20 protein-coding genes are annotated in these 25,099 nt (G+C 52.3%); 5 read left to right on the top strand and 15 right to left on the bottom strand.

From position 1 onward, the window contains the following. The first annotated feature begins 23 nt into the window (after positions 1–23). The gene (locus ACG2F4_RS12900; RefSeq protein ID WP_395261290.1) at positions 24–1,289 is read left to right on the top strand and encodes a serpin family protein; all 1,266 of its coding nucleotides are present in this window, start codon (positions 24–26) and stop codon (positions 1,287–1,289) included. Between the two features lie 213 nt (positions 1,290–1,502). Here the strand turns inward: ACG2F4_RS12900 and ACG2F4_RS12895 are convergent, their stop codons facing one another. The 3 genes from ACG2F4_RS12895 to ACG2F4_RS12885 are packed head-to-tail and all read right to left on the bottom strand — an operon-like array spanning position 1,503 to position 6,265. After that, positions 1,503–2,360, bottom strand: coding sequence for a tetratricopeptide repeat protein (locus tag ACG2F4_RS12895; protein WP_395261289.1), 858 nt, complete (start codon positions 2,358–2,360; stop codon positions 1,503–1,505). 8 nt (positions 2,361–2,368) lie between these two features. Beyond that, positions 2,369–4,177, bottom strand: coding sequence for a CRTAC1 family protein (locus ACG2F4_RS12890; RefSeq protein WP_395261288.1), 1,809 nt, complete (start codon positions 4,175–4,177; stop codon positions 2,369–2,371). A gap of 12 nt (positions 4,178–4,189) precedes the next feature. After that, positions 4,190–6,265, bottom strand: a complete 2,076-nt coding sequence (locus tag ACG2F4_RS12885; RefSeq protein WP_395261287.1) for a multiheme c-type cytochrome — start codon at positions 6,263–6,265, stop codon at positions 4,190–4,192. 474 nt (positions 6,266–6,739) lie between these two features. Here ACG2F4_RS12885 and nirK point away from each other — a divergent pair, with 474 nt between their 5' ends. The 3 genes from nirK (at position 6,740) to ACG2F4_RS12870 (ending at position 9,770) form a co-directional block, all read left to right on the top strand. Further along, the gene (nirK, locus tag ACG2F4_RS12880; protein ID WP_395261286.1) at positions 6,740–8,182 is read left to right on the top strand and encodes a copper-containing nitrite reductase; all 1,443 of its coding nucleotides are present in this window, start codon (positions 6,740–6,742) and stop codon (positions 8,180–8,182) included. A 124-nt stretch (positions 8,183–8,306) separates the two neighbouring features. Further along, positions 8,307–9,095 (top strand): formylglycine-generating enzyme family protein, encoded by a 789-nt coding sequence (locus ACG2F4_RS12875; protein ID WP_395261285.1) that lies wholly within the window; start codon positions 8,307–8,309, stop codon positions 9,093–9,095. Positions 9,096–9,107: 12 nt separating this feature from the next. Further along, positions 9,108–9,770 (top strand): SCO family protein, encoded by a 663-nt coding sequence (locus tag ACG2F4_RS12870; protein ID WP_395261284.1) that lies wholly within the window; start codon positions 9,108–9,110, stop codon positions 9,768–9,770. 102 nt (positions 9,771–9,872) lie between these two features. Here the strand turns inward: ACG2F4_RS12870 and ACG2F4_RS12865 are convergent, their stop codons facing one another. After that, positions 9,873–10,364: a DUF4149 domain-containing protein gene (locus ACG2F4_RS12865; protein WP_395261283.1), complete on the bottom strand. Its 492-nt coding sequence runs from the start codon at positions 10,362–10,364 to the stop codon at positions 9,873–9,875. A gap of 237 nt (positions 10,365–10,601) precedes the next feature. After that, positions 10,602–11,246, bottom strand: coding sequence for a LuxR C-terminal-related transcriptional regulator (locus ACG2F4_RS12860; protein WP_395261282.1), 645 nt, complete (start codon positions 11,244–11,246; stop codon positions 10,602–10,604). A gap of 1,051 nt (positions 11,247–12,297) precedes the next feature. Between ACG2F4_RS12860 and ACG2F4_RS12855 the strand changes: the two genes are divergently transcribed. Beyond that, complete coding sequence (locus ACG2F4_RS12855) at positions 12,298–13,779, top strand: histidine kinase dimerization/phosphoacceptor domain -containing protein (protein ID WP_395261281.1); 1,482 nt, start codon at positions 12,298–12,300, stop codon at positions 13,777–13,779. A gap of 392 nt (positions 13,780–14,171) precedes the next feature. Here ACG2F4_RS12855 and ACG2F4_RS12850 read toward each other — a convergent pair whose 3' ends face one another. The 10 genes from ACG2F4_RS12850 to ACG2F4_RS12805 all read right to left on the bottom strand — a co-directional run bounded on the left by ACG2F4_RS12850 (position 14,172) and on the right by ACG2F4_RS12805 (position 25,080). Continuing rightward, positions 14,172–15,407 carry a Gfo/Idh/MocA family protein gene (locus tag ACG2F4_RS12850; RefSeq protein WP_395261280.1) on the bottom strand — a complete coding sequence of 412 codons (1,236 nt, stop codon included), beginning with the start codon at positions 15,405–15,407 and terminating at the stop codon, positions 14,172–14,174. Positions 15,408–15,673: 266 nt separating this feature from the next. Then, a complete protein-coding gene (locus ACG2F4_RS12845) occupies positions 15,674–16,423 on the bottom strand; it encodes a hypothetical protein (RefSeq protein WP_395261279.1) in 750 nt (249 codons plus the stop codon). Then, positions 16,416–17,399, bottom strand: a complete 984-nt coding sequence (locus ACG2F4_RS12840) for an N-acetylmuramoyl-L-alanine amidase (RefSeq protein WP_395261278.1) — start codon at positions 17,397–17,399, stop codon at positions 16,416–16,418. The genes ACG2F4_RS12845 and ACG2F4_RS12840 overlap by 8 nt, the downstream gene beginning before the upstream one ends. 185 nt (positions 17,400–17,584) lie before the next feature. Further along, the gene (locus ACG2F4_RS12835) at positions 17,585–19,252 is read right to left on the bottom strand and encodes a patatin-like phospholipase family protein (RefSeq protein WP_395261277.1); all 1,668 of its coding nucleotides are present in this window, start codon (positions 19,250–19,252) and stop codon (positions 17,585–17,587) included. A 19-nt stretch (positions 19,253–19,271) separates the two neighbouring features. Next, a complete protein-coding gene (locus tag ACG2F4_RS12830) occupies positions 19,272–19,655 on the bottom strand; it encodes a patatin (RefSeq protein WP_395261276.1) in 384 nt (127 codons plus the stop codon). A gap of 15 nt (positions 19,656–19,670) precedes the next feature. Next, positions 19,671–20,114, bottom strand: coding sequence for a DUF4345 domain-containing protein (locus ACG2F4_RS12825; RefSeq protein ID WP_395261275.1), 444 nt, complete (start codon positions 20,112–20,114; stop codon positions 19,671–19,673). A gap of 65 nt (positions 20,115–20,179) precedes the next feature. Next, positions 20,180–20,653 (bottom strand): anthrone oxygenase family protein, encoded by a 474-nt coding sequence (locus tag ACG2F4_RS12820; RefSeq protein WP_395261274.1) that lies wholly within the window; start codon positions 20,651–20,653, stop codon positions 20,180–20,182. Between the two features lie 136 nt (positions 20,654–20,789). Further along, positions 20,790–21,677 carry an acetoacetate decarboxylase family protein gene (locus tag ACG2F4_RS12815; protein ID WP_395261273.1) on the bottom strand — a complete coding sequence of 296 codons (888 nt, stop codon included), beginning with the start codon at positions 21,675–21,677 and terminating at the stop codon, positions 20,790–20,792. Between the two features lie 24 nt (positions 21,678–21,701). Next, positions 21,702–22,730, bottom strand: a complete 1,029-nt coding sequence (locus ACG2F4_RS12810; RefSeq protein ID WP_395261272.1) for an alpha/beta fold hydrolase — start codon at positions 22,728–22,730, stop codon at positions 21,702–21,704. Between the two features lie 19 nt (positions 22,731–22,749). Then, entirely contained in the window at positions 22,750–25,080 is a 2,331-nt protein-coding gene (locus ACG2F4_RS12805; RefSeq protein WP_395261271.1) for a GMC family oxidoreductase N-terminal domain-containing protein, read from the bottom strand. Between the last annotated feature and the right edge of the window lie 19 nt (positions 25,081–25,099).

The following is a 25,099-nucleotide window of genomic DNA, read 5'->3' as shown; positions in this document are numbered from 1 at the left end:
ACAGCACAAGACTCCCAACGGGAATGCGTATCAATCAATTTTTGGCCACATTTTTTGCCTGCTTTGTTGTTATAGGTTGTAATGCCTTCAACACAGCAGAACCACAACCGAACCAGTTCGAGCGTCGGGACCTCCCACGCGCGCTGACGCAGCAGGAGACTGAATTGGTAAACGGGGGAGGGAGATTCGGTTTCGATTTGGTGAGGCACCTGGTGGACAAGGATCCGAATAGCAATCACCTCGTTTCTCCCCTGAGTATCCTGATGGCCTACGGAATGACCATGAACGGAGCCGGATCCAAAACCTATACGCAGATGCGGGAGACATTCGGGATGGGCGGGATGAGCCGGGAAGAGGTCAACCAGTCGGCCCGGGAACTGATGGACCTGCTGGTACAGTTCGATGACAACGTGCGTTTTGAGATCGCCAATGCAATTTGGTACCGGGATACGTTTTCCGTGGAAGATGAGTTCCTGGAGACCAACCAGCTCTACTACGATGCAACCATTGAAGCGGCTGATTTCGCGGATCCTGAAACAGTAAGTCGAATCAACAGCTGGGTGGATGACAAAACCGGGGGACTGATCAACAACATTGTACAGGGTCCAATCGACCCGCTCACCGTGATGTACCTGGCTAATGCTATATATTTTAAGGGCAACTGGACTTATCCTTTTGACCCGGAAAACACCCGTCAACAGCCTTTCTACCGCTCCGGTGAATCCAGCGTGGAGTCGGAGATGATGCAAATGGAGCAACAGGACGGCATGCTCTACAAAAAGGGCGATAACTACGAGGCGGTTAATTTGTACTACGGCGATGCCGGATTTGCGATGACCCTGGTACTGCCGGATGAATCGATGAAACTGGAAGATTGGATCGGTAATCTGGACTGGAACAGGTGGCAGGAGGTAACCGAAGGTTTCAGTGAAACCACGCTCAACCTGGAACTGCCCAAATTTGAGATGGAATACGAGATCGACGCATTCAGGGACGTGCTCCGGGATATGGGCATTACCGATGCCTTTGATCCGCTGGAATCCGATTTTAGCGGAATAAATCCCGAAAGTGATGATCTCCATATCAGCGAAACGCGCCACAAGACATTTATTCGTGTCGACGAGGAGGGAACCGAAGCGGCTGCTGCCACATCCGTGGGCATCGGGATTACCAGCGTGCCCCAAACGACGACCGTTCGGTTTAACCGCCCCTTTTTCTACGTGATTCGTGAAGTTGAATCGCAGACGATCCTGTTTGCCGGTACCATGAGCGATCCCACTTCCGGATAAGTGAGACGAATTATGCTCTTTTTTCCGTGCGGTTCCTTGTAACTCCAGGTTCGCCGTCACCCGACTGAAAATACCATACCGGAGTAAGCCGATCTGATTGAATGAATTCGTAACGCCTTTGTTAAGCCTTCCATTACATGCTACGCGGGTGAGGGATGCCCCATCCTGATCTGGATGCTGGATTTTGAAGGCAGATGAGTGGATCAATCCGGGCTAATTATATGCATCCAGTTTATCCTCAAACTGTCGGTAGCGTTCAGTTATAGAACGACTTCGATTGGTAGTTAAGAGCGAATGGATTTCAGACGAAAAGAGTGCACAGCGGCCGGTTTCGTCAAACATCGGGTCTTCTCCGGAATTGGTCGTCCCTTCCCCGACGTTGGCAAATTTTTCGCTGCCTTTGGCTATTGACCGGCTTTGATCAAGATGACGTTGTGCATCCGCGGTATTTCCCGCTTTCCAAGCAAGGTAGCCCCGCAGGAAAAATCCTTCAAGGCTCCGGAAATTGCTTTGAGTCACTTCTTGCAGCCGTTGTTCCGCTTCGGCATACCGCCGCTTTAAAATATTAATTTTAGCCAGCTGCAGCAGGGGACCGGTAATCTCGCGATTCAGGCTGGACGCTTTTTCAAAATGACGGGCCGCTTTTGTCAGGTCAAAAAGTGAATTGTCCGGCCGGCGACAGCTGTAGATTGTTCCCAGCTGCACGTGACCGCGTGCACTTGCGGGATTTTGATCAATCAGCGAATGCCACCGTTTTTCCGCCTTCTCAAAATGGTCCAGGGCCAGTTCCATGCTTCCCAGGTAATAGATGGTATTTAGATGTTCCCGATCTTTTTGCAGGGCGCCGCGGTAGTATTTGGCCGCTTTTTGATAATTCCCGGCAATACGTAGGTCCGTAGCCTTGTTGTACAGCTCCCAGAATTCAACCACCTGCTCATTATTCCTATTGCTCTCCTGGCTGGCCGCTTCTTCCCGGAACGTCGGTTTGGATTCCGGGACGTGCTTAAAGAGGGTAATTACCAAAAAGGCGATGCCCAATGTCGAAAAGATGATGGACCAGGTTTTTTTCATATGGGAATTCATTTTAGAGATACGGCAGAAATTTCCGGATGACCTTCAGTGATGTTGAGGAATTGGTTGGGTTCAAGGTTATGGAAAGTATCGGTTTTACCGCTGGGCCACCGGATGGAGAGGGTATCCACCCGTTGACGGGTGCCTAGCCCGAAATATTGTTTCAGGCTGTTAAAGGAGAGATAGGAGCTTTGTGATCCCACCTGCCGTACCTGCACCATCTCTCCACTGACCAGCCGCAGGTGTGCTCCGATGGCCGATCGATTGCTATATGTGCCTTCCAGTGTTACGGCCAGCCAGTTTCGATCGCGCGCTGCACTGTTCTGCAACAGAATCCCCTGATCGTTGTGATTCAGGATAAAAAGGTCCGGGTCTCCATCGCGGTCGTAATCCGATACGGCGCCCCCGCGGCCCACAAATTTTTTGGAGAAGTAGGGACCACTCTGCGACGACACATCATAAAAGCCCCGGTTTCGCCCTGCATTCCAGAAGAGCTGATCCGGCATCGGCTTCAGTCGCTCGGGATTGCCCGGGTACTGGGTGGTGCTGCCGTTTACCACGTAAAGATCCAGGCGGCCGTCCAGGTCAAAATCGAGAAACGAGGTGGCCCAGCCCACGAAGTCCAGGGACGACTGTCCCAGCCCGTGATTGGCCGAATCGTCCGTAAACCGAAGGGTGCGTCCGGCTCCGCTGCCGGCTTGCAGCGTATCTCTCCAGCGGTTGGTATAAAGGGCGTTTTCCTGGGCCAGCCAGTGCGTGATAAACAGGTCGGCGTCCCCGTCGTTATCCCAGTCGCCGCTGGCCAGCCCCATGGCGCCCCGGTAATCTGCCACGTGCGCACGGTGACTTACATTGGTAAAGGTTCCGTCGGCATTGTTAAGATAGAGCACATTGTCCGAAACGTCGTTGGCTACATACAGGTCGGGCCACAGGTCTTGGTTCAGGTCCACCCACGAGGCAGAAAGGCTCCGGCCGGCCTCGTTAGTCACCCCCGCCTGGAGCGACACGTCGGAAAAAGTGCCGTCTCCGTTATTTCGGTACAGCCGGTTGCCCACCGGCTCAAACGTGGACGGATTGATACTGGGCGGTTCCTCGGCTGCCAGCTTGTCGGCGGGCAGGTTCAGGTATTCATAATCAACATAGCCGGTGACATAAAGATCCAGGTGCCCGTCGCGGTTGTAGTCGCCCCATGATGCACCGGCCCAGAATTGTTCGGAGTCACTGAGCCCGGCCCGGCCGGTGATATCGGAAAAGGTTCCGTCGCCGTTATTTTTCATCAACCGGTTTTGCCCGTAGGCCGTTACGAACAGGTCGGTCCAGCCGTCATTGTCAAAGTCGGCGGGAGCCGCACCCATACCGCGGATCGCCAGGTCCAGCCCGGACTGCCGGCTGACGTCCGAAAATGTGCCGTCTCCATTATTTTTGTACAGTTTGCAGCGATTGCCGGGGGCGAGATCCGAGACCGGTTCCTCGGTAAATGGTTCTGCATAGTTTACGAGAAACAGGTCGTCCCACCCGTCGTTATTATAATCAAACCAGGCCACGCCCGATCCCATATCCTCCGCCAGCTGCGAGGTGCGTTCATGGTTAAAATGGGAAAAGTCGATCCCCGACTCCCGGGTGGCATCCCGGAACGTAACCGGCCGGTAGTCGTCGGGCACCCTGCGATCCAGGCGGGTGGTTACGCCTTCCACCTGCTCGCCCGGGATGTATCGCTGCGGGGTGGGGTCATTCTCCCAGAGAAACCACGCAGAGAGCAGGAAAACGGCCGTAATGAACAGCGAGGTCATTATAATTTTTCTTTGGCGTCTGGACATGGCGTTGAAGGGTTAACGGGTTGAAAGGGGTGCTGTGACATGCACGGTCGTGCTGTCAGCCGACAAGGTGGTAATGGGGGCGGTGGGCTGCTCCTCGTGGTCTTCGAAAATCAGGTTCATCAGGTACTGGTTTATCTTGCGGTACTGCAGGCGTGCCGTGATATGGAGAGAAGTCACCCCGGCAACCCGGTCCGAGTTCACCTTCAGGGCTACAGAACGCCGCGCCCCCGCGGAATCCGGTAGCGATATGGTGTACTGTGCATTATCCGAGTGGCCCGGGTAGATTGCGCGGCTGTAGCGGACGCCCACCATCTCCCACAGGTTGTGCTGGTCGATAACATTGCCGTACTGGTCCACCGGCTCCGCTTTAAAAATAAAGGCACCGGGTTCTATAAAGTGGTTTTCATCCAGCATGCCGGACGTGTAGACTGGGTTCCTTTCCTCGTCGGTCACAACTACCTGGAGCCAGGCCTGGATCATGTCAAGCGGCCCAGTGGGAAAGTTGTGGCCCGCCTTGTTGTTGGTGATCGTAACGTTGAATTCCAGGTCGGCGTCGGGAGCAATACGGGAGGGGGCCATAACCTCGATGGGAACCGAGGGACCGGAAACCCACTTGTCGGCGATTTCGGGGATTTCGAACTCCCCGCGCAGCCACTGCTCCGTCAGCTCCTGGTGCTCTTTGGCCCCGGGCAGGTCCAGCATGCCGGGCACCATCTGGTTGGCCCCCAGGAAGCGGTGGCTGCGATGTGTGCCGTCATCTTCTGAGCGATTATAATCCAGGGGATCTCCGCTGGCCGGATCGCTGGAAGCAACGAGCGGCATGTGGCATTCGCGGCATTCCACCGTTTTCATCGGCTGTTTGGGATGATTCCAGCGACTCTTTCGCCAGTTGTCATACTGGTTCTGCAGCTGCACCCATCCCACGTTGTTTATTTCTTCGTCGATATATTGCTTGTGACAACTTCCGCAGAATTCCGGCGTTTTCAGGAGGGGACGCTGGTAGGACTCTACATGTTTCTTGGGATAGGCCCGTATCAAAAAGTCACTGATCGCCTTGGCTGCCTTGCCGTCGTTCAGTTCAAACATGTAGCGTTCGGGCGGTGCGATGGTATAGTCGGCATTGCCCGACACGTCCACTTCTTTTACGGCATGGCATGATACGCAGGAAATCCCTTCTTGTAGACCAACGTTATTTGTGAGGCTGTCGCTGAACAGGTTTTTGGTACCCGAAAACAGGGAGATCGGGTCGTGGCATCCCCCGCAATAGCGTGTTGAAATCGGCCCTTTCTGTTCCCCCATCGTTTTTTGGATCGCCCGGAAGATGGGATCTTCCGCCGCGTAGCGATGTGCGCTGGCTTCCCACTCTTTCCCAATCTCGCTGTGGCAGCCGGAAGTGGTGCACGATTCGGATCCGCCCAGCAGCCGATCGTCGATACCTTCACCGGTAGTAGTGGCCAGGCTGGGAGCAAACGGCCGATTTTTGCTTTCGTTCAGGTGGTGATAATCTTCCGGCAGTTCGTTGTTCAGCTTTACGGGTTCAAAAGCGTAGATAAAAAGGAACACGAGACCAAACTGGGCTGTCACTGCCAGCAGGCTGTTGATGCCGAACGCTTTTTCGGATCGAATCCTGGATTTCATTTGCGGGTTTTTCCGCGCCCTGTAGTCCCGGATCAAAATTAATCCCACGTGTGGCAATACCGAGGCCAGCAGCATAAACGTGGCCAGGATATGGATTTTGTCCCAGGCCGTGCTTACGGCGGTTGAAAACAGCGCCTGCCAGGTTATCACCAACCCCGAAATGATAGCTGCCAGGGCCGATGCCATTGAAATATAGCCGGTCAACTTAATTTCATTCATCGGCCGGTGCCGGTAGGCCCGCCAGTGCTGCACCTGGTAGACCAGGTAGGGAACTGAAAAGGCAATACCGATCGCGGTATGAATAATGATAGACACCTGTGCGGGGATGCCGAACGGCAAAAAATAGATTATAAGGCCGGTTATCATTTCAAATAAAAGAAACCCGGCAACCGTAATGAGCAATGGACGGGTCCATTTTTGGTCGTTGGCAGAGGTATCCCCAGTTGACATTCCCGCTGAATTTAATTGGTATTAAGACTATTTTGTCTTTTATAGATAATCAGATTTACCCATATTTTCAACTGTATTTTGGGCTGGCGACAAGCTTAGTTATATCAGCGAAAAAGGGGAGTGGGATGGTATCAATAAGATTTAATCCCTCAATATCGAAATTTTCATCGGACCGGGGTCAGGTGTGCTTGTTTTTTATACAGAGTCCAAATTGCAAAACAGCGTTTCATAATCCCGAGTTTTTCATAATATTGTCAAAGGAGGATTGAGATGCTATATATTCAGAAGGGATATCATAACGTACGCCTTTCACTTCCAAAAGTTTTCAAGCCCACCTGTCATACTGTGCGGAGGTAATGATTTCCTGGTCAGAGTCCTGGGAAACAGTTTTCACGAAACTGGAGGTTGGGATACCGGTGACAGACAGGATGTTACAAGGCATTTTATTAAACCATAAATAAAACGGGGATGGTCATGCTTCACAGAACAATATTGCAGAGTTGTTGCCTACTAATAGTAGCCGGATTAGTTATCGGTTGCTCTTCAGATAACGATTTTGATCCGGAAACAGCGGAGATTGTCGGTGAAGAAGTCGCCGAGCTGACACTGCCGCCCGATGTTCCCCCTCCGATTGAGCGTGATCATGCCACAAAATTGATTGTCAATATGGAGGTGACCGAAGAGGAGATGCGTCTTGCCGATGGCGTCACCTATACCATGTGGACCTTCGGAGGGTCGGTACCGGGCAAGTTTATCCGGGCCCGTGAGGGGGATATGATTGAATTCCACCTCCAAAACCACCCCGATAACAAGCTCCCCCATAATATTGACCTGCATTCGGTTAACGGTCCGGGTGGGGGCGCCGAGTCAACGTTTACAGCCCCGGGGCGGGAAACCGTATTTACATTCAGGGCGCTGAATCCCGGCCTCTATGTGTATCACTGCGCAACGGCGCCGGTGGGCATGCATATCGCCAACGGCATGTACGGGCTCATCCTGATTGAACCGGCCGAGGGACTGTCGGAAGTGGATAAAGAGTACTACGTGATGCAGAGTGAGTTCTATACCGAAGGGGATTATGGAGAACGCGGCCTGCAGCCGTTTGATATGGACCGGGCGATCAGTGAGGATCCGGAATATGTGGTCTTTAACGGTGCTGTAGGGGCGATGACCGGTTCAAATGCAATCACCTCGGAGCGCGGTGACAAGGTGCGGCTATTTGTCGGAAACGGCGGACCAAACCTGACCTCTTCGTTCCATGTTATCGGGGAGATCCTGGACAAGGTCCATTACGAAGGCGGTGACCGAATCCAGGAAAATGTGCAAACGACCTCTATCCCGGCCGGGGGATCGGCGATTGTTGAATTTGAGACGGAAGTGCCCGGAGATTATATCCTGGTAGATCACGCCATTTTCCGTGCGTTTAACAAGGGAGCGCTCGCAACGCTGGCGGTCTCGGGCGAAGAAGATGAAAACGTATTTACCGGTCAACAGCTGGAACAGGTGTACCAGCCGGAGGGGGGAGCTACCCAGGAAATTCCGGTAGAAGAGCGGACGATTCCCGTAGCTGAAACAATTGAGCAGCAGATTGAATACGGCCGGGAGGTGTATGCCTCTGTTTGTCAATCGTGCCATATGCAGGATGGTTCAGGTATTGAAGGCGCTTTTCCCCCGGTAGCCGACTCGGACTACCTGAATGAGAATCCGGATCGCGGGATCAGCGCGGTGGTGCACGGGCTTTCCGGTGAAATTACGGTTAACGGGGAGACCTATAACGGAATCATGCCCCGGCAAAACCTGACGAATGAGGAGGTTGCCAACGTCATCACCTATATACTCAACAGCTTTGACAACGATGGAGGCCGGGTCACCCCGCAGGATGTGGAACGCGTTCGCACCGAGGGTCCGGTGGAATAATTTTTAAGGAACACGTTGCATGCGCAAGGGTGGCTTTTTTAAATGTTCGGCAAATGAGCGGAAGCTCTGTTGAATCCGTTTGGTTGCTAACGAGGTATAGTTTCCAAAATCCTTAAATAGCTAGATGATGAAAATTTACTCCTTGTTTATATTGGCAGTTTTCCTGTGGGGACTACTGTATCAGTCGGCCCCCGCACAGCCGGAGGGGATGGTTGCTGTTGAACAGGATACCTTTATGCCGTTTTACAGCTCTACCGGCGACAGTGTAACCGTTGACCCTTTTTATATCGATATCCACCCGGTAACCAACGCCGAATTCCTGGAATTTGTGAAAGAGAATGAGAAATGGCGGCGTTCACGGGTAAAAAGTGTGTTTGCCGGCGATAGCTATCTCCGCCACTGGGCGACGGATCTTGAACTCGGGCGAAACGTGCACGCTGATAGCCCGGTGACGAATGTTTCCTGGTTCGCGGCACGTGCGTACGCGCGATGGAAAGGGACGCGGCTTCCCACCCTGGACGAGTGGGAGTATGTGGCTTCAGCCAGTGCTGTAAAACCGCTGGCAAGTCGGGATAAAGCCTTTGTAAGTAAAATCCTGGACTGGTACAGTCGCCCCAACCCTGATCAAATGCCTGCTGTAGGGGAGAGACAGCCCAATTACCACGGTGTGCATGATATGCACGGGCTGATTTGGGAATGGGTGCAGGATTTTAATACGGTGTTTATTACCGGAGAATCCCGCGCTGATGAAGGAGAGCTGAAACAGTTTTACTGCGCTGCGGGAAGTTCTGCGGCTGCCGATTCCGACAAGGCAAATTACGCCGCTTTTTTGCGCTACGCCTTTCGGGGTAGCCTGGAAGCCGACTTCGCGGTAGGCAACCTGGGATTTCGATGCGCCCGGGACAAAGAATAAATTAATTTAACTATGAAGTACCATATCATAACTGTCATTCTGTTGAGTATCGCTGTTATCTTTGGGAGTTGCACGGGGGGAGAGGACACCGCCCCCCGGCACTCTCCACCGGATGAGATGAATAGGTCAAACGGGGAACATGCAGCCCATGCAAATATGGAGATGGATTCGGGGGAGCCCACGGACGAATCGATTTATAACGTGAGCAGCCTGTGGCATAACCGCCACGGTGATTCCGTGGAATTGAGAACTCTCCGTGGCAGGGTGCAGGTTGTTGCTATGGTGTATACCCATTGCGAGCATGCCTGCCCCCGTATACTGGCGGATATGAAACGAATCCGGGATCAATTGCCGGCAGAAGCCCGGTCCGCAACCAATTTCACTATTATCTCCATCGATCCCGAACGGGATACGCCAGGCCGACTCACTGAATTTGCGATTGAAAATGATCTTTCTGACGATGAGTGGACCCTGCTGAACGGGAATCAGGGGGATGTATTGGAAATAGCGGCACTGCTGGGGGTAAAATACAAACGTATCAGCGAAACGGATTTTACCCATTCCAATATGATTACGGTTTTAAACAGAGAAGGGGAGATCGTCCACCAGCGAGAAAAGCTACAGGATCAGCCTGGCAAAATTGTTAAGATTATCGGGCAACATGTTTCCGGTTAATATGGAGAAGCAGATTTTTACGAAAAACAGACATGACAAGGTGGTAAATGCAGAAAATAATGGCAGGCTAATAACGACTATACCAATTAACCGATAACTACACTAGCCCCTCGTCAGGCGAATGGCGTAATAGAGGATTACCAGCCCCAATACAAAATTTATCCTGCCGATCCAGGAAGTTATCTTTCTGAACAAGTGGGTTTTTGAGGCAGATTCATCTTTATCCATCAACCGGGCGGCCTTCGGACCGGCGTAGAAATCGTGAATTCCGCTTAAAACCAGTACCGCGGCAAAAAGATGCAGCTTAATAAACAACCTGGAACCAAATGACCCTTGCCAGAAGGCAGAGTCGAGCAGGCTGTTCACGGGAATGCCCCGGCTGGTCAGGTTGGTGATGCCGGTGATTATCAGGACAAGGAATAAAATCCAGGAAATCCGGCTGAATTTTTCTCCAATCAGCTTAAAAAAAGCTCCTCTCTTTTCTACCAGCAATCGGTCTCTCGATGCCGGTACCAGAACGGCAATGGTGAATAACATTCCACCGATCCAAAATACAGCAGACAGGATGTGAAGATAAACCGACAGGTAGTACATATGGTGAATTGTAAGAATGTTATTGCTTTTCAGGACGTTGCCCGGATGAAGGTTCGCAATGCAATTTGAACTCGGTATATGAGCCAGGCGGTTTCCCAAAGCTTGTTGGTCGAGCGAGCATACCCGAAGCAACAAAAAATCCTCAAATTCACCAAATGAAGAAGATAAGACTACAAGATTACCGTCAGCTGCATAAAAAATGGGCAATTTCGGTATACTGTTCCTGTACTGTGCAGCTCACACCAGTTTGTTTTTTAGTGCGTACCGCACCAGGCCGGCCGTATTGCGGACGCCTGTTTTTTGCAGCAGGTTTCTTCGATGGGCATCGACCGTTCGGACACTGATGGAAAGCTTTTCGGCGATCTCCGGATTTGTAAATTCATTTACGATCAGGTCGAGTACCTGCAGCTCGCGATCCGTCAGCGGGTGAGAGTTTGAGCTGCTGCCATCTGCTTGCGAATTACCGTCCAGTATCTGTATGGCAGTCAGCGTAATCTTGTCGCTGAAGTACATGGAGCCCTCCAGCAGGGTGTCGATCGCCTCAAGCAGCTCATCACGCCCGGAGTCTTTCAGCAGGTAGCCGGATACTCCTTCGCTGTGCAGCTTTTTGATGGTCTCCTTGTCTACCGTCGTAAAGAGAGTGAGGATCTCAATATCCGGGTAATTACCCTTGAGCTCTCTTGTCAGGTACAAGCTGTCAATATTGGAAATCTGCACGTCATAGATGACGATATCAATTTTCTGTTCTTGACAAACCTGGTGAATGCTGGATTTCCGCTGGGCCTCAAAAACGTTGAAGGTGTTGGTCGCTTCAAGCATGGATATAATACCATCCCTGACGAGTTTGTGAAAATTAACGACTAAAATATTACTCTTGTCCATATTGGAATATTCAACCAAGCTGTCCAAAAATTATGATTCTAAATCTGACGCCAGTACAACTTTTCACAACGATGAGTAGCATATCACGCCCTCCAGGAGTAAACCCTGGTGAAGTCGGTCGTCAAGTAACGCGCAACGGGGTGCAGGTCAACCCTTTTTCATCTTGATAAGAATGATGCGTTGTACCACAACTGAGGTGAAAAGATGACAACGAAAGCCTTTCTACCGTAGCTGACAAAAAGTTTAACAATAAATTAAATGCACCGCTATATTCTTCAAATAGCAACACAATTGAAACACGTAAAACACCTATTTTTTCGGCGTAGGTAGAAAAGCCTATTTTCTTTTCTGGTTAATGGGATTTCAGAAAAGGGTTTTTAATTCTTTCGGGATTAACCTACTTTTTGTGATGGGAAATTTAATCGTTAACTGATTGTATTTAGTATTTTTAGCTGACGTTTGCAAAATCTGCTGTCACTACGATGGAATGACGATCTCTCCAGCCGCAAGATCCTGATTGGAGATTCTTTACATGCTCGCAATGAAAACGGTACAGAAACAGGGACGTTGCAAAACGTCCTCTTTAAACTTAATAAAATTTTATGTAAGACCATTAATTAAGCCTGTTTGCAGTAGATTACCAGGATTTGTAGTCGGATTTTGTGAATAATCCGGGCCCGGATACGGCAGCCTCCTATCTCATCGGTATTAAACAAACTCCGCCGGGATAGAAAAGATGGTACATTTGCAGTGGCTGTTGAAATATGCCACGGGCAACTGGTTTTTTCATAAGCCCATCATGTCCCCGTTTGATGAAGTGTGCAGCCAAATTTCACAGCCGTTCGCAACAGTACTGAAATTTGAGCTACAGGTAATGTTGATATGAAATAATATCAACAGTTTAAGCTTGAATTCGAGGGCTTTGAAAAACCAGGAGTGTTGTCCGGGGACAAATAATCCGGTTAATTCATCAAATGAACAGCCCTGTTTGCAATTCCTTAACCCAAGCCGGTGCAATTTGGCAACCTATTAACCCCAGCAGACGTTAAGCATGAAAACAAGGAATTATCACAGTTCTAGCCGAAATATCGGTTTTGCAATACTGACCGTCCTGTTCGTGGGAATCTGGTGTACGGGGTCTGCGTCAGCCCAATCGGCTCTTGGAGACCAGTTCACGCCGTTGCACCAGGTCAAAGCTGACCGCGATGGAGATGGAACGCCTGATATGCTGGGAGATACGGTCACGGTATCCGGTCTAGCCAGTATCGAAACCGGTCTGCTGCATGAGGTGTATTTGCAGATCTTTATTCAGGACGATTCAACGGGACTCTCCCTGTTTGCCCGGTCGTTTGACCAGCCGATCGCCCGGGGAGACAGCCTGGTCGTAACAGGGGTGGTGCAACAGTATTTCGGGATGACTGAAGTAAAGGTGCTGGAATATGAGGTCTTTGAGCCTCAATCCCCGTTACCGGGGCCTGTTCCAATGAGCAGGGCCCTGAGAAATTTGGAGACCTACGAGGGAATGCTGGTGGGAGGTACCGCTACGGTTACGGGAAAGGGATCACAATACAACGGGAAATACCTGGTGGTAACCCCGTCCGACAGTGTAGCACGTTCCGTACAGCTCTACGTATCCAATTTTCACAGCCTCTATTCTCAATTTGATACCGAATCGCTGGCCAGTGGCGACCGGGTGCGGGTGGCGGGAATCGTGAGCCTGTATAATCCCGGCAAGGTGGAAGGGGAGGGCTACAACATCTTCTTGCGGGACCCCGGGGATTTGGAGACCGTAGGCCTTACACAATATACGCTTTTTACATTGGGTATTATCGGACTGGTTGTTACAGTACTGGGAGTGGGGTGGATTGTGTCATTGAGGTCGCGCGTCAAAAGCAAGACGCGCGAAATTCAGCAGTCGCTGGAGGAGAAGGAACTGCTGCTCAAGGAGATTCACCACCGGGTGAAGAACAACCTGGCAATTATCTCCGGGCTGATAGAGTTGCAAATGGACAGTTCAAAGAATGAGGAGACTCAACAAGTGTTGCGCGACAGCCAGTCGAGGATCCAGTCGATGGCGCTGGTGCACGACAAGCTGTACCGCACCAGCACGGTAACAGATATCGGGATGCAAACGTATATCGAGGAACTGGTCGAAAGCCTGAGATCCATGTTTGTCGGACCTAATTCTGACGTTGAGCTCCGGTTCGACATTGACGAGGTTCACCTGGATATCGACCGGGCGATTCCCTGCGGACTGCTTGTCAATGAGCTTGTGGTAAATTCATTTAAACATGCATTTACCGGAGAGCAGGGCGTGCTGGAAGTGAAGCTTAAGAAAGGGGAGGACGTCTACCGGCTGTCGATTGCTGATAATGGCGACGGACTGCCCGCGGATTTTCGCGAGAAAATGGAATCTTCACTCGGTCTGATGCTGGTGGAAACCTTCAAGAGTCAGCTGCGCGCCCGCATGCAGATCGAGAACCGCAACGGCGCCCACTTTTTGTTTGAGATTCCCATCAATGGCCAGGCATAGCCCAAGTGTCCCGCATATGGCAGAATTTTTCAAAAAAATGGCAGCTTTTTCCCGTGGACGAGGTGTTCGTTTTGTATAAACAACAACGACCAAAATCACTGTCAAAAAGCAGTTATCGGTTATTAGGAATTGGTTATTGGCTAAATTATGTCAGTCAACAGAAAATGAATGTCCCCATCCCGTTAAACCACTTAAATAAAAACGGGGTTTTCAACGGCGGCAACCGTTCCCGGTGAGTAAGAATAGACTAATAGAGACCTTTGCAAAACCGTTGTTTTGGCTAATCTCGGTAGTTTCGCGAATTTGAAATCATCGCTTATAGCTTGTAAGCTCCGGGTTCAAATTCACTCAAGCGTTGACCTTGACCAAAACCCCTGATTTTTCAAAGCCCGCTAATACAAAATTTCCGCCCCCTTGCCCTGTGCTATAAGCGATTGATAGCTCTCCAGCTCCTCCTGTATTTTGGAATCCGTCAAATCAAGTGTCTCGCCGCGTTCGGCCGCCAGGTAAGCCGCCTGGACAAGGCGAGTGACCTCGAGCCCGTAATGCCAGTCCAGCGTTGCATCGCGTCCCTGGTTGAAGCGATCCCTCATATCAATCAGTTCATCCACATAGCCATACAGGTCGGCTTCATTGGGCTGTACCGTGAGCAGTCCGCGGGAGGCGGTCGACTTTTCCAGGGCCAGCTCGGCATCCGCAATTGCATCCGCCGCCTCGTCCCCGATGAAGATTTCGGAAGGGGAGTCCAGCGAATTCATCTCCATGGCATAACCTGGTCCGAGCGCATCCAAATTAAGGCGGAGTCCCTGTTTGTCGTACATCCAGGAGACCGTAAACTGGGCTTTGACGCGCTGCTTGGTCTCCGGGTTTTGGAACGTGATGATGCCGGTGGCAAAATCTTCGGCCGGGGTCTCCTCGTAGTCCACTCCAAAACGCTCCCTGAGCTGTGTTCGATATTTGGGCTGCCCCCATTTCAGCAGCGAGGTATCGGCCGATACCGCTACGGGTTCCAGGAAATCCAGCGGCTTGCCGATCGGGGTGAGCACATACCAGGCCACGGCGATACTGTGGCAGCCCATGTCTGAGAGTACGCCGCCTCCCTGCTTGCGGGGATCCCAGAACCAGCTGCTGTGCGGTCCCGCGTGTTCTTCGCCGGCACGGGCCAGGGTGAGAGGACCCATCGCCTTTTGTTGAGGCTCGAGCTGGGCCATGGCTTTTGTAATGGCGGGCATAAAGACCTGGTTCTCAAAATAAGCGGTAAGCAGGTTACACTCATCGGCCAGCTCAACCTGTCGGCGCGATTCCTCCACCGTGCGGCCCAGCGGTTTTTCGGCGATCACGCCCGTCAGGTCGATCCCGCTTTTGACAGCATCGGCGATCTCCTCCACGATGCCAACCCGTGCAAAGTTGGGAGCAAAGATAGCGATGACGTCACTGGTCCTGCAGAGTTCTTTGACAGAATCGCAGACTGTGCAGGCCCCGAGTTGCTGTTCCCGGGCAAACGAGGCCAGTTCTCCGGCACCGCTGCGGTTGAGAACACCCGCAAGTTCAACACCCCGAACATACCGCATCGATTCTGCTAAAAAATGTGCAATAAATCCTGATCCCGCGAATCCGATCTTCAACATGTAAGTCTCCTGTACTTTACTTTTCGAAGGCTTTGCAAAACCGTAGTTTTGCTCAATTCCGCTCAGGCTTTGGTCGTGAACAAAACTCCGGGTTTTTCAAAGCCCCCTTTTCCTTAATATTGTAGTGCATGGCAACATCATATCATCTGCTTTCGATGGTAACAAACTCAGCAACAAGCGGCAAGTGGCAGACGAGTTCATCCCGAATGGATTCCACGAGGGGATCGCGGTGAGTGAAAGCAAAGAGACCGCTCGTTGCCGGTGTATTACTTTTTAATTTGGGTTCCGATCAGTACACCTGCCCCCACACTGGCGCCGATTACACCCCATTTGGGGAATCCCAGCTCAACCGAAGGGGGCCGTTCAAGCAGGTCAATATATTTTTCGTTGAGATCCTCATACTTGACGTAGGCATCGTTGTATCCCGTCTCATAGGCCTGGGCTTTTTCGCGTTCCAGGGTGAACAGGCTGTCCTTGAGCACACTCACCTGCTGGTGGAGGGAGTCCACGGCAAACAGCTTGTCCCGCTGTTGCTTGTAGGATTCGGAATTTTGATGGTCAATAATAAACGTCTCACTAAACCAGAGTGGGACCAGGAGGTACTCCACGCCGACGCCCGCCTCTTCGTTATAGACCTCCGTAACGCCCCAGTCGGAGTTGGCCATCTCCGGGAACGTTTTCTCAAGGCGATCCTGCAGGTCCTCTTTTTTCCGGATTGAACGCACCGTAAGCTGGTCCTCCCTGCGCTGCTCCTCCAGCTCCTGTACTTCATTTCGCAGCCTGTTGGTCTCCGACTGCAGCTGCCTGACCTGGCTGCTCAGCAGTGACTGCAGGGAGTCCTTGAGCGACACGATCGCCTGGATTGAGTCGCGTGAGGCCCGCAGTTGCTGCATCTCCATCCGGGCGCGCTGAATCTCTTCCCGGTTGATTTCCCTGCCGAGGAAGTAGGACATCCCGATCGCCAGCAGACCGGCAATGACACTTACAATGATGAGTCCCGTCTTTAAGCTATCCATGGCGTACCTCCAGCGTGTCGTTTGTGATTTTTTTGAATCCAAGAGCCTTGCCTATTCGATGAACAAGGTCGTTGTCTCCCTCCAGGAAATCGTAGTGAATGGTGTGGCCTCCCGGTTCGGGATCCCGGAGTTTTATGTAGGTATCGCGCTCTCCCCGCTCCAGTTCCATGATCAGTCCTTTTACCATGCTGCCGGCCGACACGTCCATTTCGTTGAGTGCCCTTATATTGTGCTGGAACAGGTCTTCAATTTCCTGTTTGGACAGGGCCTCTTCTTCCGGGCGTTCGGAATCGGGTTCATCCGGATCCTGCTCCGATTCCGAACCGACCACCTCCAGGTTACAACCGTCGATAAGCCGCTCCCAGAGCTCGGGATCCGGGGCGGGATCAGATTTATCCCTGCGCACCATTGTGTGGCCGATGATTCCTTCAAAGTTTTTCAGCTGTTTCCCGTAATACCGGGTGGGTTCGGCCTGCACCCGGCGCGGGATATCATATTCATCGCACAGGTGATTAATCAGCTCAACGAGTGAGTCGACTTGCTCGGGCTCGTAACGGTCGAAATAGCGGTAGCCGCGGTAGTCGGATCCCGCGTCGAAGACCTCATCTTCCGGCTTTTCAGTTCGGGGAGAGATGCGGTCAAAACAGTAAAATTTTCCATCCTCCTCCAGTAGTCCGCCTTCGCTGGCGAGCTCAATACCGATGAACCGTTTTTCAAACGCGATCTTTTCTTCGTAATCCCACGGCAGGCCGAACTGCCACGCCCAGCATTCGGGATCAAACACGTTGTAGACCGCGCCATCCCGGTCGATAATGAAGGCGGTCCCCACCATGTGGGAATCCTGGTTCCACCAGTTGAAGGTAGAACGGGCGGTACCGCCCACCGTGTGGTGGACACAAATCCCGCTTTTTTCACTGACCGTTTTAAAATATTCCGCATCCGGCATTTGCCAGTCTCTTTTAATCTGCAGCGCCATAGTTTATTTCTGTTTGTGTGAAAATTACTGAAATCAGGCTACGTTTATGTTTGGAAAAATCTGTTGACGATAATAAAAGAACAATCAATATGTCAGGCACAAAACTGAAAACCAACATGCGGTTCGGGCGAATAACTGCTGTCCTGGTAATCAATAATTATACGGGCAACGGTCTCAGGTTTGGGTTATCTGAAAAACAGGTAGTAAATCAAAAATATAATGATCGCCAGTACCGATATTATGATTATCGGTCGGATATAGGGGCTACCTGTGTTCGCGTCATCTTTGCCGGTGGCCAGGCTCTTGTATGAATCCCACAGTTCCCCCAAAAAGAATGCCCCGAAATTTGCCACCAGGTTGAACCGCTCGGCGGTGTCACGGGCGTCGATGGCATGCATTGAGCGAAGCAGGCTCACCAGTTCTCCCTTGCTGAGTTTCAGCACGCCGGCTCCGACGACGGGACCGGTTTTGTCGGTACCTTCGTGAAGGTATACGTTCAGGGTCGTGGTATCGGTCCACAGGTCGAATCCGGGATCGTCACGCACCTCTTTTTTTCCCGCCAGGTAGTAGGATGTGCCTTCATATTCGAACTCCATTTCATAAATCATCCATTTGGTGTTCGGCTTTTCAGCGGTATCGTCATTTTCCACGAACAGGTTAAACACACCTGTTTTGGCCGGGAGGTAATCGTCGAACGGGGCAAAACTGACATGTCCGGCCATGGTGGCGCTGTGGTTGGGTTCCTCCATGAAATGACGCAGGCCGTGGACATATATGGAGGCGCTCAGCGACAACCGGGTGTTCTGTTCTGCTCCTTTCCGGGCACCATCTTCAGGATCTCCGGTATGGAGACTGAATCCACCTTCCATGGTCTCCCGGAAGGCGATACCGGGCGCCGGATCTTTCATGCGGGTTGCGTTGGGAGAGAGTGGGACGCCCGCGGGGTCATAATTTGAGAGATAGCGGGAGGCGTCAGCATAGCCCATGCTAACAAGCGTTGAGGCATCGATGCGGTTAAAGAAAAAATCGGGATCCAGCGGCAGCGGGTACTCCGGCTTGATCACATGCAGTGTTACAGGCCGGGACTGCCCGTATGGAGAATCTCCGTTTTTAATCCGCTCGTTCAGCTCCTTAATACGGTCAAACTCCTCAAACAGCGCGCCGTTTGCGCTCATCTCAATCATATGAACGTACTGGTCAAACATGCCGTCCCTGTAGATGCCGTGATTGCCGATGCACCAGACCAGCCAGATCTCCTCCGTGCCCCGTTTAACCGCCTCCATCAGGTTGGCATCCTTAATCCATACCGAGTCGATATATTCCTCTCCCCGGTATTCCACGGCCGGCATGAAGATCGGGAGTGATATACCGGCAACCAGCAGCTCCTGGGCCACCCGGGTATGGGGAATCACCTCGTTGGTCTTGTGGGTGTAATTGCACACGTTGAACGTTCCCTCCATTCCTCCCGCTTTGCGGATATGCTCCGGATCGATACCGAGATGGGGAAAGACATGGTTTTTGATTCCATCCGCGTCGCCCATCGCCTCCGTCTTGTGGAGGCGCAGGTATTTATCAAACGGCAGCATGGAGACAAACTTTTTGACATCGAGCGTCCGCCAGCGATCTCCCATCTCCTCCGGTGACAGACCGGAGAACAGCATCGCAAGATTCATGGTCCCCCCGGAGGTGCCGTCCGCATGGTGGAAACAGAGCTCTTCTTCCAGCAAGGCCCGGATCACCCCCGCCTGGTAGGCGACCCGCATCCCTCCGCCGGCCAGCACAAGAGAGCGTTTGGGACCTTCATATCCTTCAGGAGGACTCCCGGAAACTATATGTTGATCTTGATTCATCATATCGGCCTTTGCATTCAGGTTAACGGTTCTTGATCGAATACCAGTGAATCATGATCAGCACGCCCGAGAGCAGGTCGAAACCCGCCACGCCCAGGGCCAGCCATGAAAAAAGTCCACGCCCGACCCCCAGGCCCACGGCCACCGCCGCCCCAAATTTTTGGAATCCGCACCAGAGAATCGCCACGGGGAGGGGCCTGTTTACGCTGAGTGCGTGAAACAGGAGTCCGCCGAAAAAGACCATAAACATGCCGACGATTCCAAAGAAGTGGAGGGTGGAAGCGGTTATTTCACCGCCGATAATCCCCAGTACAAAATCGGGAATAAACATCTGTACGAGCCCGCTGGCAACAGTAACCAGGGCGATAATTTTGAGAATTAGTTTCAGGTAATTGCGATAGGCCATGGGTTTGAAGATTTGTTATCTATTGATTTTTCTGTGCGTGTGCTCTGCTGTTTCAGGTTTCTTTTTCTGGTTGAAATAAATATAGATAATCACCACGCCGAGAGATTCGAAGGCCAGGAAGAACCAGAACAGGGCCGAGGGAGAGCCTTCATCCACCAGTGAAACGATGCGGGCCAGTACGCCCGCCAGCATGATGACAAGATACAGCCGGTTAAATTTTTTGACGGAAAAGATTTCCTTCCTGAACGTGATGGCGAACAGGCCGTATCCAAACTCCATTGCCCTTAAAAAACGGTACTGGCTGAGCATGTTGGTTCGCGAGTATTCCGAAAGAGTACCGGTATCCAGCTTGAACAGCATCTGGTGATCAAAGTCGGCTCCCAGGAACGCTCCCCAAAAACCGGCAGCCAGGACCAGCCCGATATAGCAATAGAAGAAAAAAAAGGCGGCAAATTTCATGATATCATCTGGCTTTCCGCATTATCACACCCTGGAATATCAGTGTTGGCGATAAGCAATTCGGGCTAACGATCTTCGTTGAAGTCGATCAGGAAATAAAGCAGCATGCACAACCATTCCACGGTCCATATGGAGACTCTGACCACATTCAGGCGCATCCACTTTCCAAGCACCTCCTGCAGTTCGGCCATCTGGGAAATGCCCTCCGCCATGCGTTCGTTATAGGGGAAGATGTAGAGCATGGTTAGCAGCGTGGCGACAACAACGCCGACCAAAACGCCAATTGGAAACCATTTTTTTACCGATTTCCAGTGCTCAATAATCATGATGACGGCCGAAACCATCATCACCATCGTCATAATGGTAAAAAAATCAGTGGCTCGCGTGACTTGCGGGACAAACTGTTCGTAGTAGGTGTCGGGCGTAAGTCCTTCTGCAGAGGGAAACTGGAAAAAGACGAGCGACCATCCCGTTCCGAAATACATGGATACACAGGCAAATAAAATGCCCTTGTTAATTTTGAGTAATAATTTTTTCATGGCTGCTCCTGTTTGCGTGATTAACGAAAGAGTTAGAAGACGGTAAAATCCTGTGGGCTTGCCGTTGCCGGGTTAGAAATCCGATATTTTTATTCACAGGCGTGAACCTGGAAGATTCGCTAACATGAATGACATATCAGATTTTGAACTGTTGGTAGTCAGTGATTGAGGGAGACGCCAGCCACTCTTCGCTCAATCCCAGGTCGACTACGCTCTCCATTCCTTCCGGCATGGTTTCCGGGGCCTCATCATACGTTAAAAACCAGGTGTCAAAATGATCGTCCAGGATGCCGTTGGCTTCCGGGATAAACGCGGTTAAAATCGCATCCCCGTCGATTTCGAGCTCCCGGAGGGGGGCTGTCCGGGGATGGTCACCGATGTAAAGGCGCGCGTTCGCACTGTTGAACAGGTGAAATCCCGCTTTCCCCTTGAAGTAGATGTAGGAGGCGAACAGCATGTTTCGGAACTGGCAATAGTTGGTGGCCCCGATATTGAACGGGATCCATGCACGGGAAGGCCGGTCGATTTCGATCCGCATTGCAAACTGCCCGTCTTTCTCGTACTGGCTGCTTACGGTATCATCGGTTATCTCGTAATCCAGGTTGGCCTGGTGTTTGGGCATGCCCCAGATCCCTTTTCCTCCCTTGACCGAAATCTCGGAACTGACCGGCAGGTCGACGACATACTGACCGGTCCCGTAAAAACCCATCATCAGTCCGGGCAGCAGACGGGGGGCGGGCTTGCGGCCGTGAGTGCAGGCGATCGCAACGCTGAATTCGATATATTTGCCGATGCTGGTTTCCAGGTAGTTTATGACGGTAATCAGCAGGAGCCCTTTCCCATTCCACAACCGAAAGGGATGAAGTTCATTACCGGGCAGAAAAGCCCGGGCCTTGTCGGCATTAATTTGAAACCCGGCGAACAGGGCCGGTGAATCCACGCAATTGATCGGCATTACATAAGGGATGCCGTCGACAAGGGCGTGCTGGCCTTCATATCGTTTTATCCTTTTGGGTACTCCCATTTAATAAGTCCTCTTTTTTTCAGGTTATTTTTCAAGCTCTTCCACAATCAGCGGGAAAACATCCTCAGCGGCATTTTGCCCCATAAAAACATCAAGGTGGCTGTATTTCGGCAGTACGTGCAGGGCATGGCGCCCGGGCTCCCGTTGTTCAAAGTACTTGTGGGTGCGGACCTGGCTTTCGGGTAAAAAGCAGAGGTTTTCTTCGCCTGCAAAAAAGGCGAAGCGAGCTCCGGTGTCGGGCGGTCGGGCGGTGTAGTCGTCCGGCAGCTCCCCATCGTCCTGGAAGGCCACCAGGTGTCCCTGCCTGATACACTTTTTGATATGGTTAAAAAAACGGATCGGTACTTCGGCAAACTCCTGTTTGAGCCACTCATGGGTGGCGTCATTCAGGTTTTCATGCTTCCACAGTGCGGGAAAGCCGCTGCCGTAGGTAAAACTGACCTGCTTACACACCCCGTTGTCACATTCGTGGTGCGTGGCTTCCACAAGAGTGCGAATGATCTTGGGAAAGATCCCGCTGGCCCTGTTGCCCCACTGGGGATTCAGATATTTGGTACCCAGCGCCACCAGGGGGAGCGCCACGCTGAGCTTGAACCTGGAAAAGTCGGGAACCACCGGGTGAAGAGAAACCGCATTGCTGACAACGGTGCTGACCTGTGGCACCAGACCCGCCACGGCCGACATCATAAAGCTGGTGGAGCCCTGGCAGTGTATTACCGCCTTGATCTCGTCGTAGCCGGTCTCTTCCACCACTTTTTTTACCGCTTCGGGGTGGTCATGCTGAGCCGCCTGGTCCAGATCCCACTCGTTCGGACCGATATCGATACTGGCCCGCCAGTTTTCCAGCCACACGTCATATCCCTGTTGAACCAGATAGTCCACAAAGTTGGTCTTTACCGGCGCCCTGAAGATATTGGCCCGAACGCCGGCCCCGTGAACCACCAAGACCGGCCCCCTGGGAGGACGTTCTTCCCCTTTTACATTCACCAGATTACATTGCAAGCCGTCGCCGGCCCGGAAAGGGATCGTACGTTCCATGTATTTCGATTCCATAGCAAACCCTCGCTGTTGGTCAGAGATATACGTCGACAATATGTTCAGAGAAAAATTTCAGGAATTTACCCTGGTACTTCAGTTTTTCGATGTTGCGTGATACTCCGGTGACCTGGACTGTTCCGATCTGTTTGCGAAAGTCATCGGGCTTGATCCTGAGCATTCCTTTGCCCCAGACCGGCGCCTCGGCATCAGGGCCGTCATACACGGTGATAAAAAGGGTAGTGGTATCTTTCCAGATATCGAATCCCGGGTCGTCGTGAATCGTTTTATGGCCCTCAAAATAGTAGATTTCGCCCTCCTCCGACCGAAGCTTCATCCGGTACCGCATATACCGGGTGTCTTCATCTTCTGGATCTTCTACAAACAGGTTGAAGGTGCCCGCCGAAACCGAGAGATCATCCTCGGAAAGGGCGGGGGCCTGTACCGATCCGAACATATTGGCCGGGTGATCGGGGTTCTCCAACATCTGTTCAATGTCGTTTGAACGGATGGTCAGTATAAAGGCGAAGGGAGATTGACCGGCTTTACCCTTTTCATAACCCGCCTCGTAGCTTTCCGCCCCTTTTGCTATGTAACCGCTCATCCGCTCCGTAAACTGGATACCGGGCTCCTGGTGTTCCTGTTGCTGCTGGTAGGCGCCATCCAGGTGGTAGTCGATCTCCCAGCCGCGATCGCGGGCCATGTATACGCAGTTTCGTTCAGCCAGCGCCGAGATGGTCAGCAGGGGGTTGACTCCCAGGGTGCGCGGGATGATGGAGCCGTCACTGACATACAGGTTTTCATAGACCTCGGTGCCGTCAGCTCCCCTGAACAGCTGTCCCTTGTGATTGACGACCCCGCTGCCGGCATCTTCACCCATGATGCAGCCCCCCAGCGGGTGGACGGTGGTCAGCCGGTGCCTGAAGAGCTTATTCCAGGTTGGATTCTTGATATAGGTCCCTCCCAGCAGATCGGTGACCTTGCGCAGGTTATCACTGACTTTTTGGAAGATACTTTGATGGCCTACTTCGTCCCAGTCAATCCGAATGCGCCCATCTTTCATGAAGAGCTTCCCCTGCCCGTCGTCATGCGTCATTACGAGATAGGTCATGGTGTGCTCGGCGGCCCCGCGATAGGCGCCCCCGAGAAGTGAGCCCAGCCGGCGCCACAGTTCCCTCAGGAAATCGCGAAATCCGCTGTCGGTGTCGTCCCCGGTAAATTTTGATGCAAATGAGAGCAGCCACGGCACAAAGGCAGACAGTGCCCCCGGTATGACGCCTTCCTCAATGACCATTCCGTCGGTCGGTTTGCCGTTGGTGTACTGTTCATCCCGCAGGTCGATAATACCGGTAATGCAGGGACCGACCGGATCTTGGGGATCGGGCTCTTTGTGCCCCATCCCGATGGCGTTGGCCCGGACGTCATTGTTATACCCGAATCCCAGGAAATCCCCGTTGCCGGTAAACCGCCTGCCCAGCAGGTCGGAGAGGGGGAGTCCCTCCTCTTTTGAGCGCAGCAGGATCTCGGTCGTCCCCAGTGTTCCGGCCGCCAAAATAACGATATCTGCCGTCACAAAGCTGGTGGGGCCACCGAACTTTTCCTGCCCCGTATCCATGGACCGGTACCGCACAATCCAGTTTTCTTCGCTGCGCTCCAGCCGATCGACGGCGGTCTGGGTGAAAATTTCCGCCCCGTGCCGCCTGGCGTCGGGCAGGTAGTTCATCAGTGTGGTGTTTTTGGCGGAGTAATTACAACCCGTAACGCAGTCGCCGCACCCGGTGCAGGCGTTTTGGTGGACACCCGCGGCGTTCTTTCCATCCTCGAACCTGACGTTAATGGGGGGGCGGTAAAATGGGTCGCCCTCCCACTCTGTCGAAGAGATCTCCATCGCCTTGAGCTTGGCGGGCGTAGGCCAATCGTCAGGGTAGGGCACGGGCTGCAGCATCTGGCGGGCCAGCTCCTGGCACTCCACAAGGGTCTGGCGGTCATTTCGAAGCGCTTCCGGCCACTCCTCGCGGTCCAACACCCAATCTTCGGGAGGGAGGGAAACATTTGCGTTTACCAGGGAGGTGCCCCCGAGGCCACATCCCTGGAATACGTTGATATCCTCGTTAAAACGAAAGTCGTACAATCCCGTCTCCGCTCCGATATGATCACCTTCGATATCCATCTGCATCTCCTTGTGAGCCTCGGTTTCATGGTCGGGATAGTCGCCGGGATGGATTTCACGCCCTTTCTCCAGCAGGCACACCGAACGCCCCGCCCGTGCTACCCGTGAGGCGCTGATGCTGCCGCCATAGCCCGAACCAATTACAACGACTTCGTAATGTTCTTTTATATTTTCGATGGGTAAGGACAAACGTTGCATGGCAACCTCCGTATTCATG

Origin of the sequence: Halalkalibaculum sp. DA3122 (assembly GCF_043951865.1) — a bacterium.
Lineage (GTDB): Bacteria > Bacteroidota > Rhodothermia > Balneolales > Balneolaceae > JAMQKA01.
Note: the sequence above shows the minus strand (reverse complement) of the source record. Positions and strands in the feature narration are given on the sequence as shown.

Bases quoted from the DNA above. Each gene is read 5' to 3' on its own strand.
- ACG2F4_RS12875 (WP_395261285.1), top strand. From the start codon at position 8,307: ATGATGAAAATTTACTCCTTGTTTATATTGGCAGTTTTCCTGTGGGGA.
- ACG2F4_RS12870 (WP_395261284.1), top strand. From the start codon at position 9,108: ATGAAGTACCATATCATAACTGTCATTCTGTTGAGTATCGCTGTTATC.
- ACG2F4_RS12840 (WP_395261278.1), bottom strand. From the start codon at position 17,399: ATGGCGCTGCAGATTAAAAGAGACTGGCAAATGCCGGATGCGGAATAT.
- ACG2F4_RS12810 (WP_395261272.1), bottom strand. From the start codon at position 22,730: ATGGAATCGAAATACATGGAACGTACGATCCCTTTCCGGGCCGGCGAC.
- ACG2F4_RS12820 (WP_395261274.1), bottom strand. From the start codon at position 20,653: ATGAAAAAATTATTACTCAAAATTAACAAGGGCATTTTATTTGCCTGT.
- ACG2F4_RS12845 (WP_395261279.1), bottom strand. From the start codon at position 16,423: ATGGATAGCTTAAAGACGGGACTCATCATTGTAAGTGTCATTGCCGGT.
- nirK (WP_395261286.1), top strand. From the start codon at position 6,740: ATGCTTCACAGAACAATATTGCAGAGTTGTTGCCTACTAATAGTAGCC.
- ACG2F4_RS12830 (WP_395261276.1), bottom strand. From the start codon at position 19,655: ATGGCCTATCGCAATTACCTGAAACTAATTCTCAAAATTATCGCCCTG.
- ACG2F4_RS12890 (WP_395261288.1), bottom strand. From the start codon at position 4,177: ATGTCCAGACGCCAAAGAAAAATTATAATGACCTCGCTGTTCATTACG.
- ACG2F4_RS12815 (WP_395261273.1), bottom strand. From the start codon at position 21,677: ATGGGAGTACCCAAAAGGATAAAACGATATGAAGGCCAGCACGCCCTT.
- ACG2F4_RS12860 (WP_395261282.1), bottom strand. From the start codon at position 11,246: ATGGACAAGAGTAATATTTTAGTCGTTAATTTTCACAAACTCGTCAGG.
- ACG2F4_RS12825 (WP_395261275.1), bottom strand. From the start codon at position 20,114: ATGAAATTTGCCGCCTTTTTTTTCTTCTATTGCTATATCGGGCTGGTC.
- ACG2F4_RS12850 (WP_395261280.1), bottom strand. From the start codon at position 15,407: ATGTTGAAGATCGGATTCGCGGGATCAGGATTTATTGCACATTTTTTA.
- ACG2F4_RS12865 (WP_395261283.1), bottom strand. From the start codon at position 10,364: ATGTACTACCTGTCGGTTTATCTTCACATCCTGTCTGCTGTATTTTGG.
- ACG2F4_RS12885 (WP_395261287.1), bottom strand. From the start codon at position 6,265: ATGTCAACTGGGGATACCTCTGCCAACGACCAAAAATGGACCCGTCCA.
- ACG2F4_RS12900 (WP_395261290.1), top strand. From the start codon at position 24: ATGCGTATCAATCAATTTTTGGCCACATTTTTTGCCTGCTTTGTTGTT.
- ACG2F4_RS12835 (WP_395261277.1), bottom strand. From the start codon at position 19,252: ATGATGAATCAAGATCAACATATAGTTTCCGGGAGTCCTCCTGAAGGA.
- ACG2F4_RS12805 (WP_395261271.1), bottom strand. From the start codon at position 25,080: ATGCAACGTTTGTCCTTACCCATCGAAAATATAAAAGAACATTACGAA.
- ACG2F4_RS12855 (WP_395261281.1), top strand. From the start codon at position 12,298: ATGAAAACAAGGAATTATCACAGTTCTAGCCGAAATATCGGTTTTGCA.
- ACG2F4_RS12895 (WP_395261289.1), bottom strand. From the start codon at position 2,360: ATGAAAAAAACCTGGTCCATCATCTTTTCGACATTGGGCATCGCCTTT.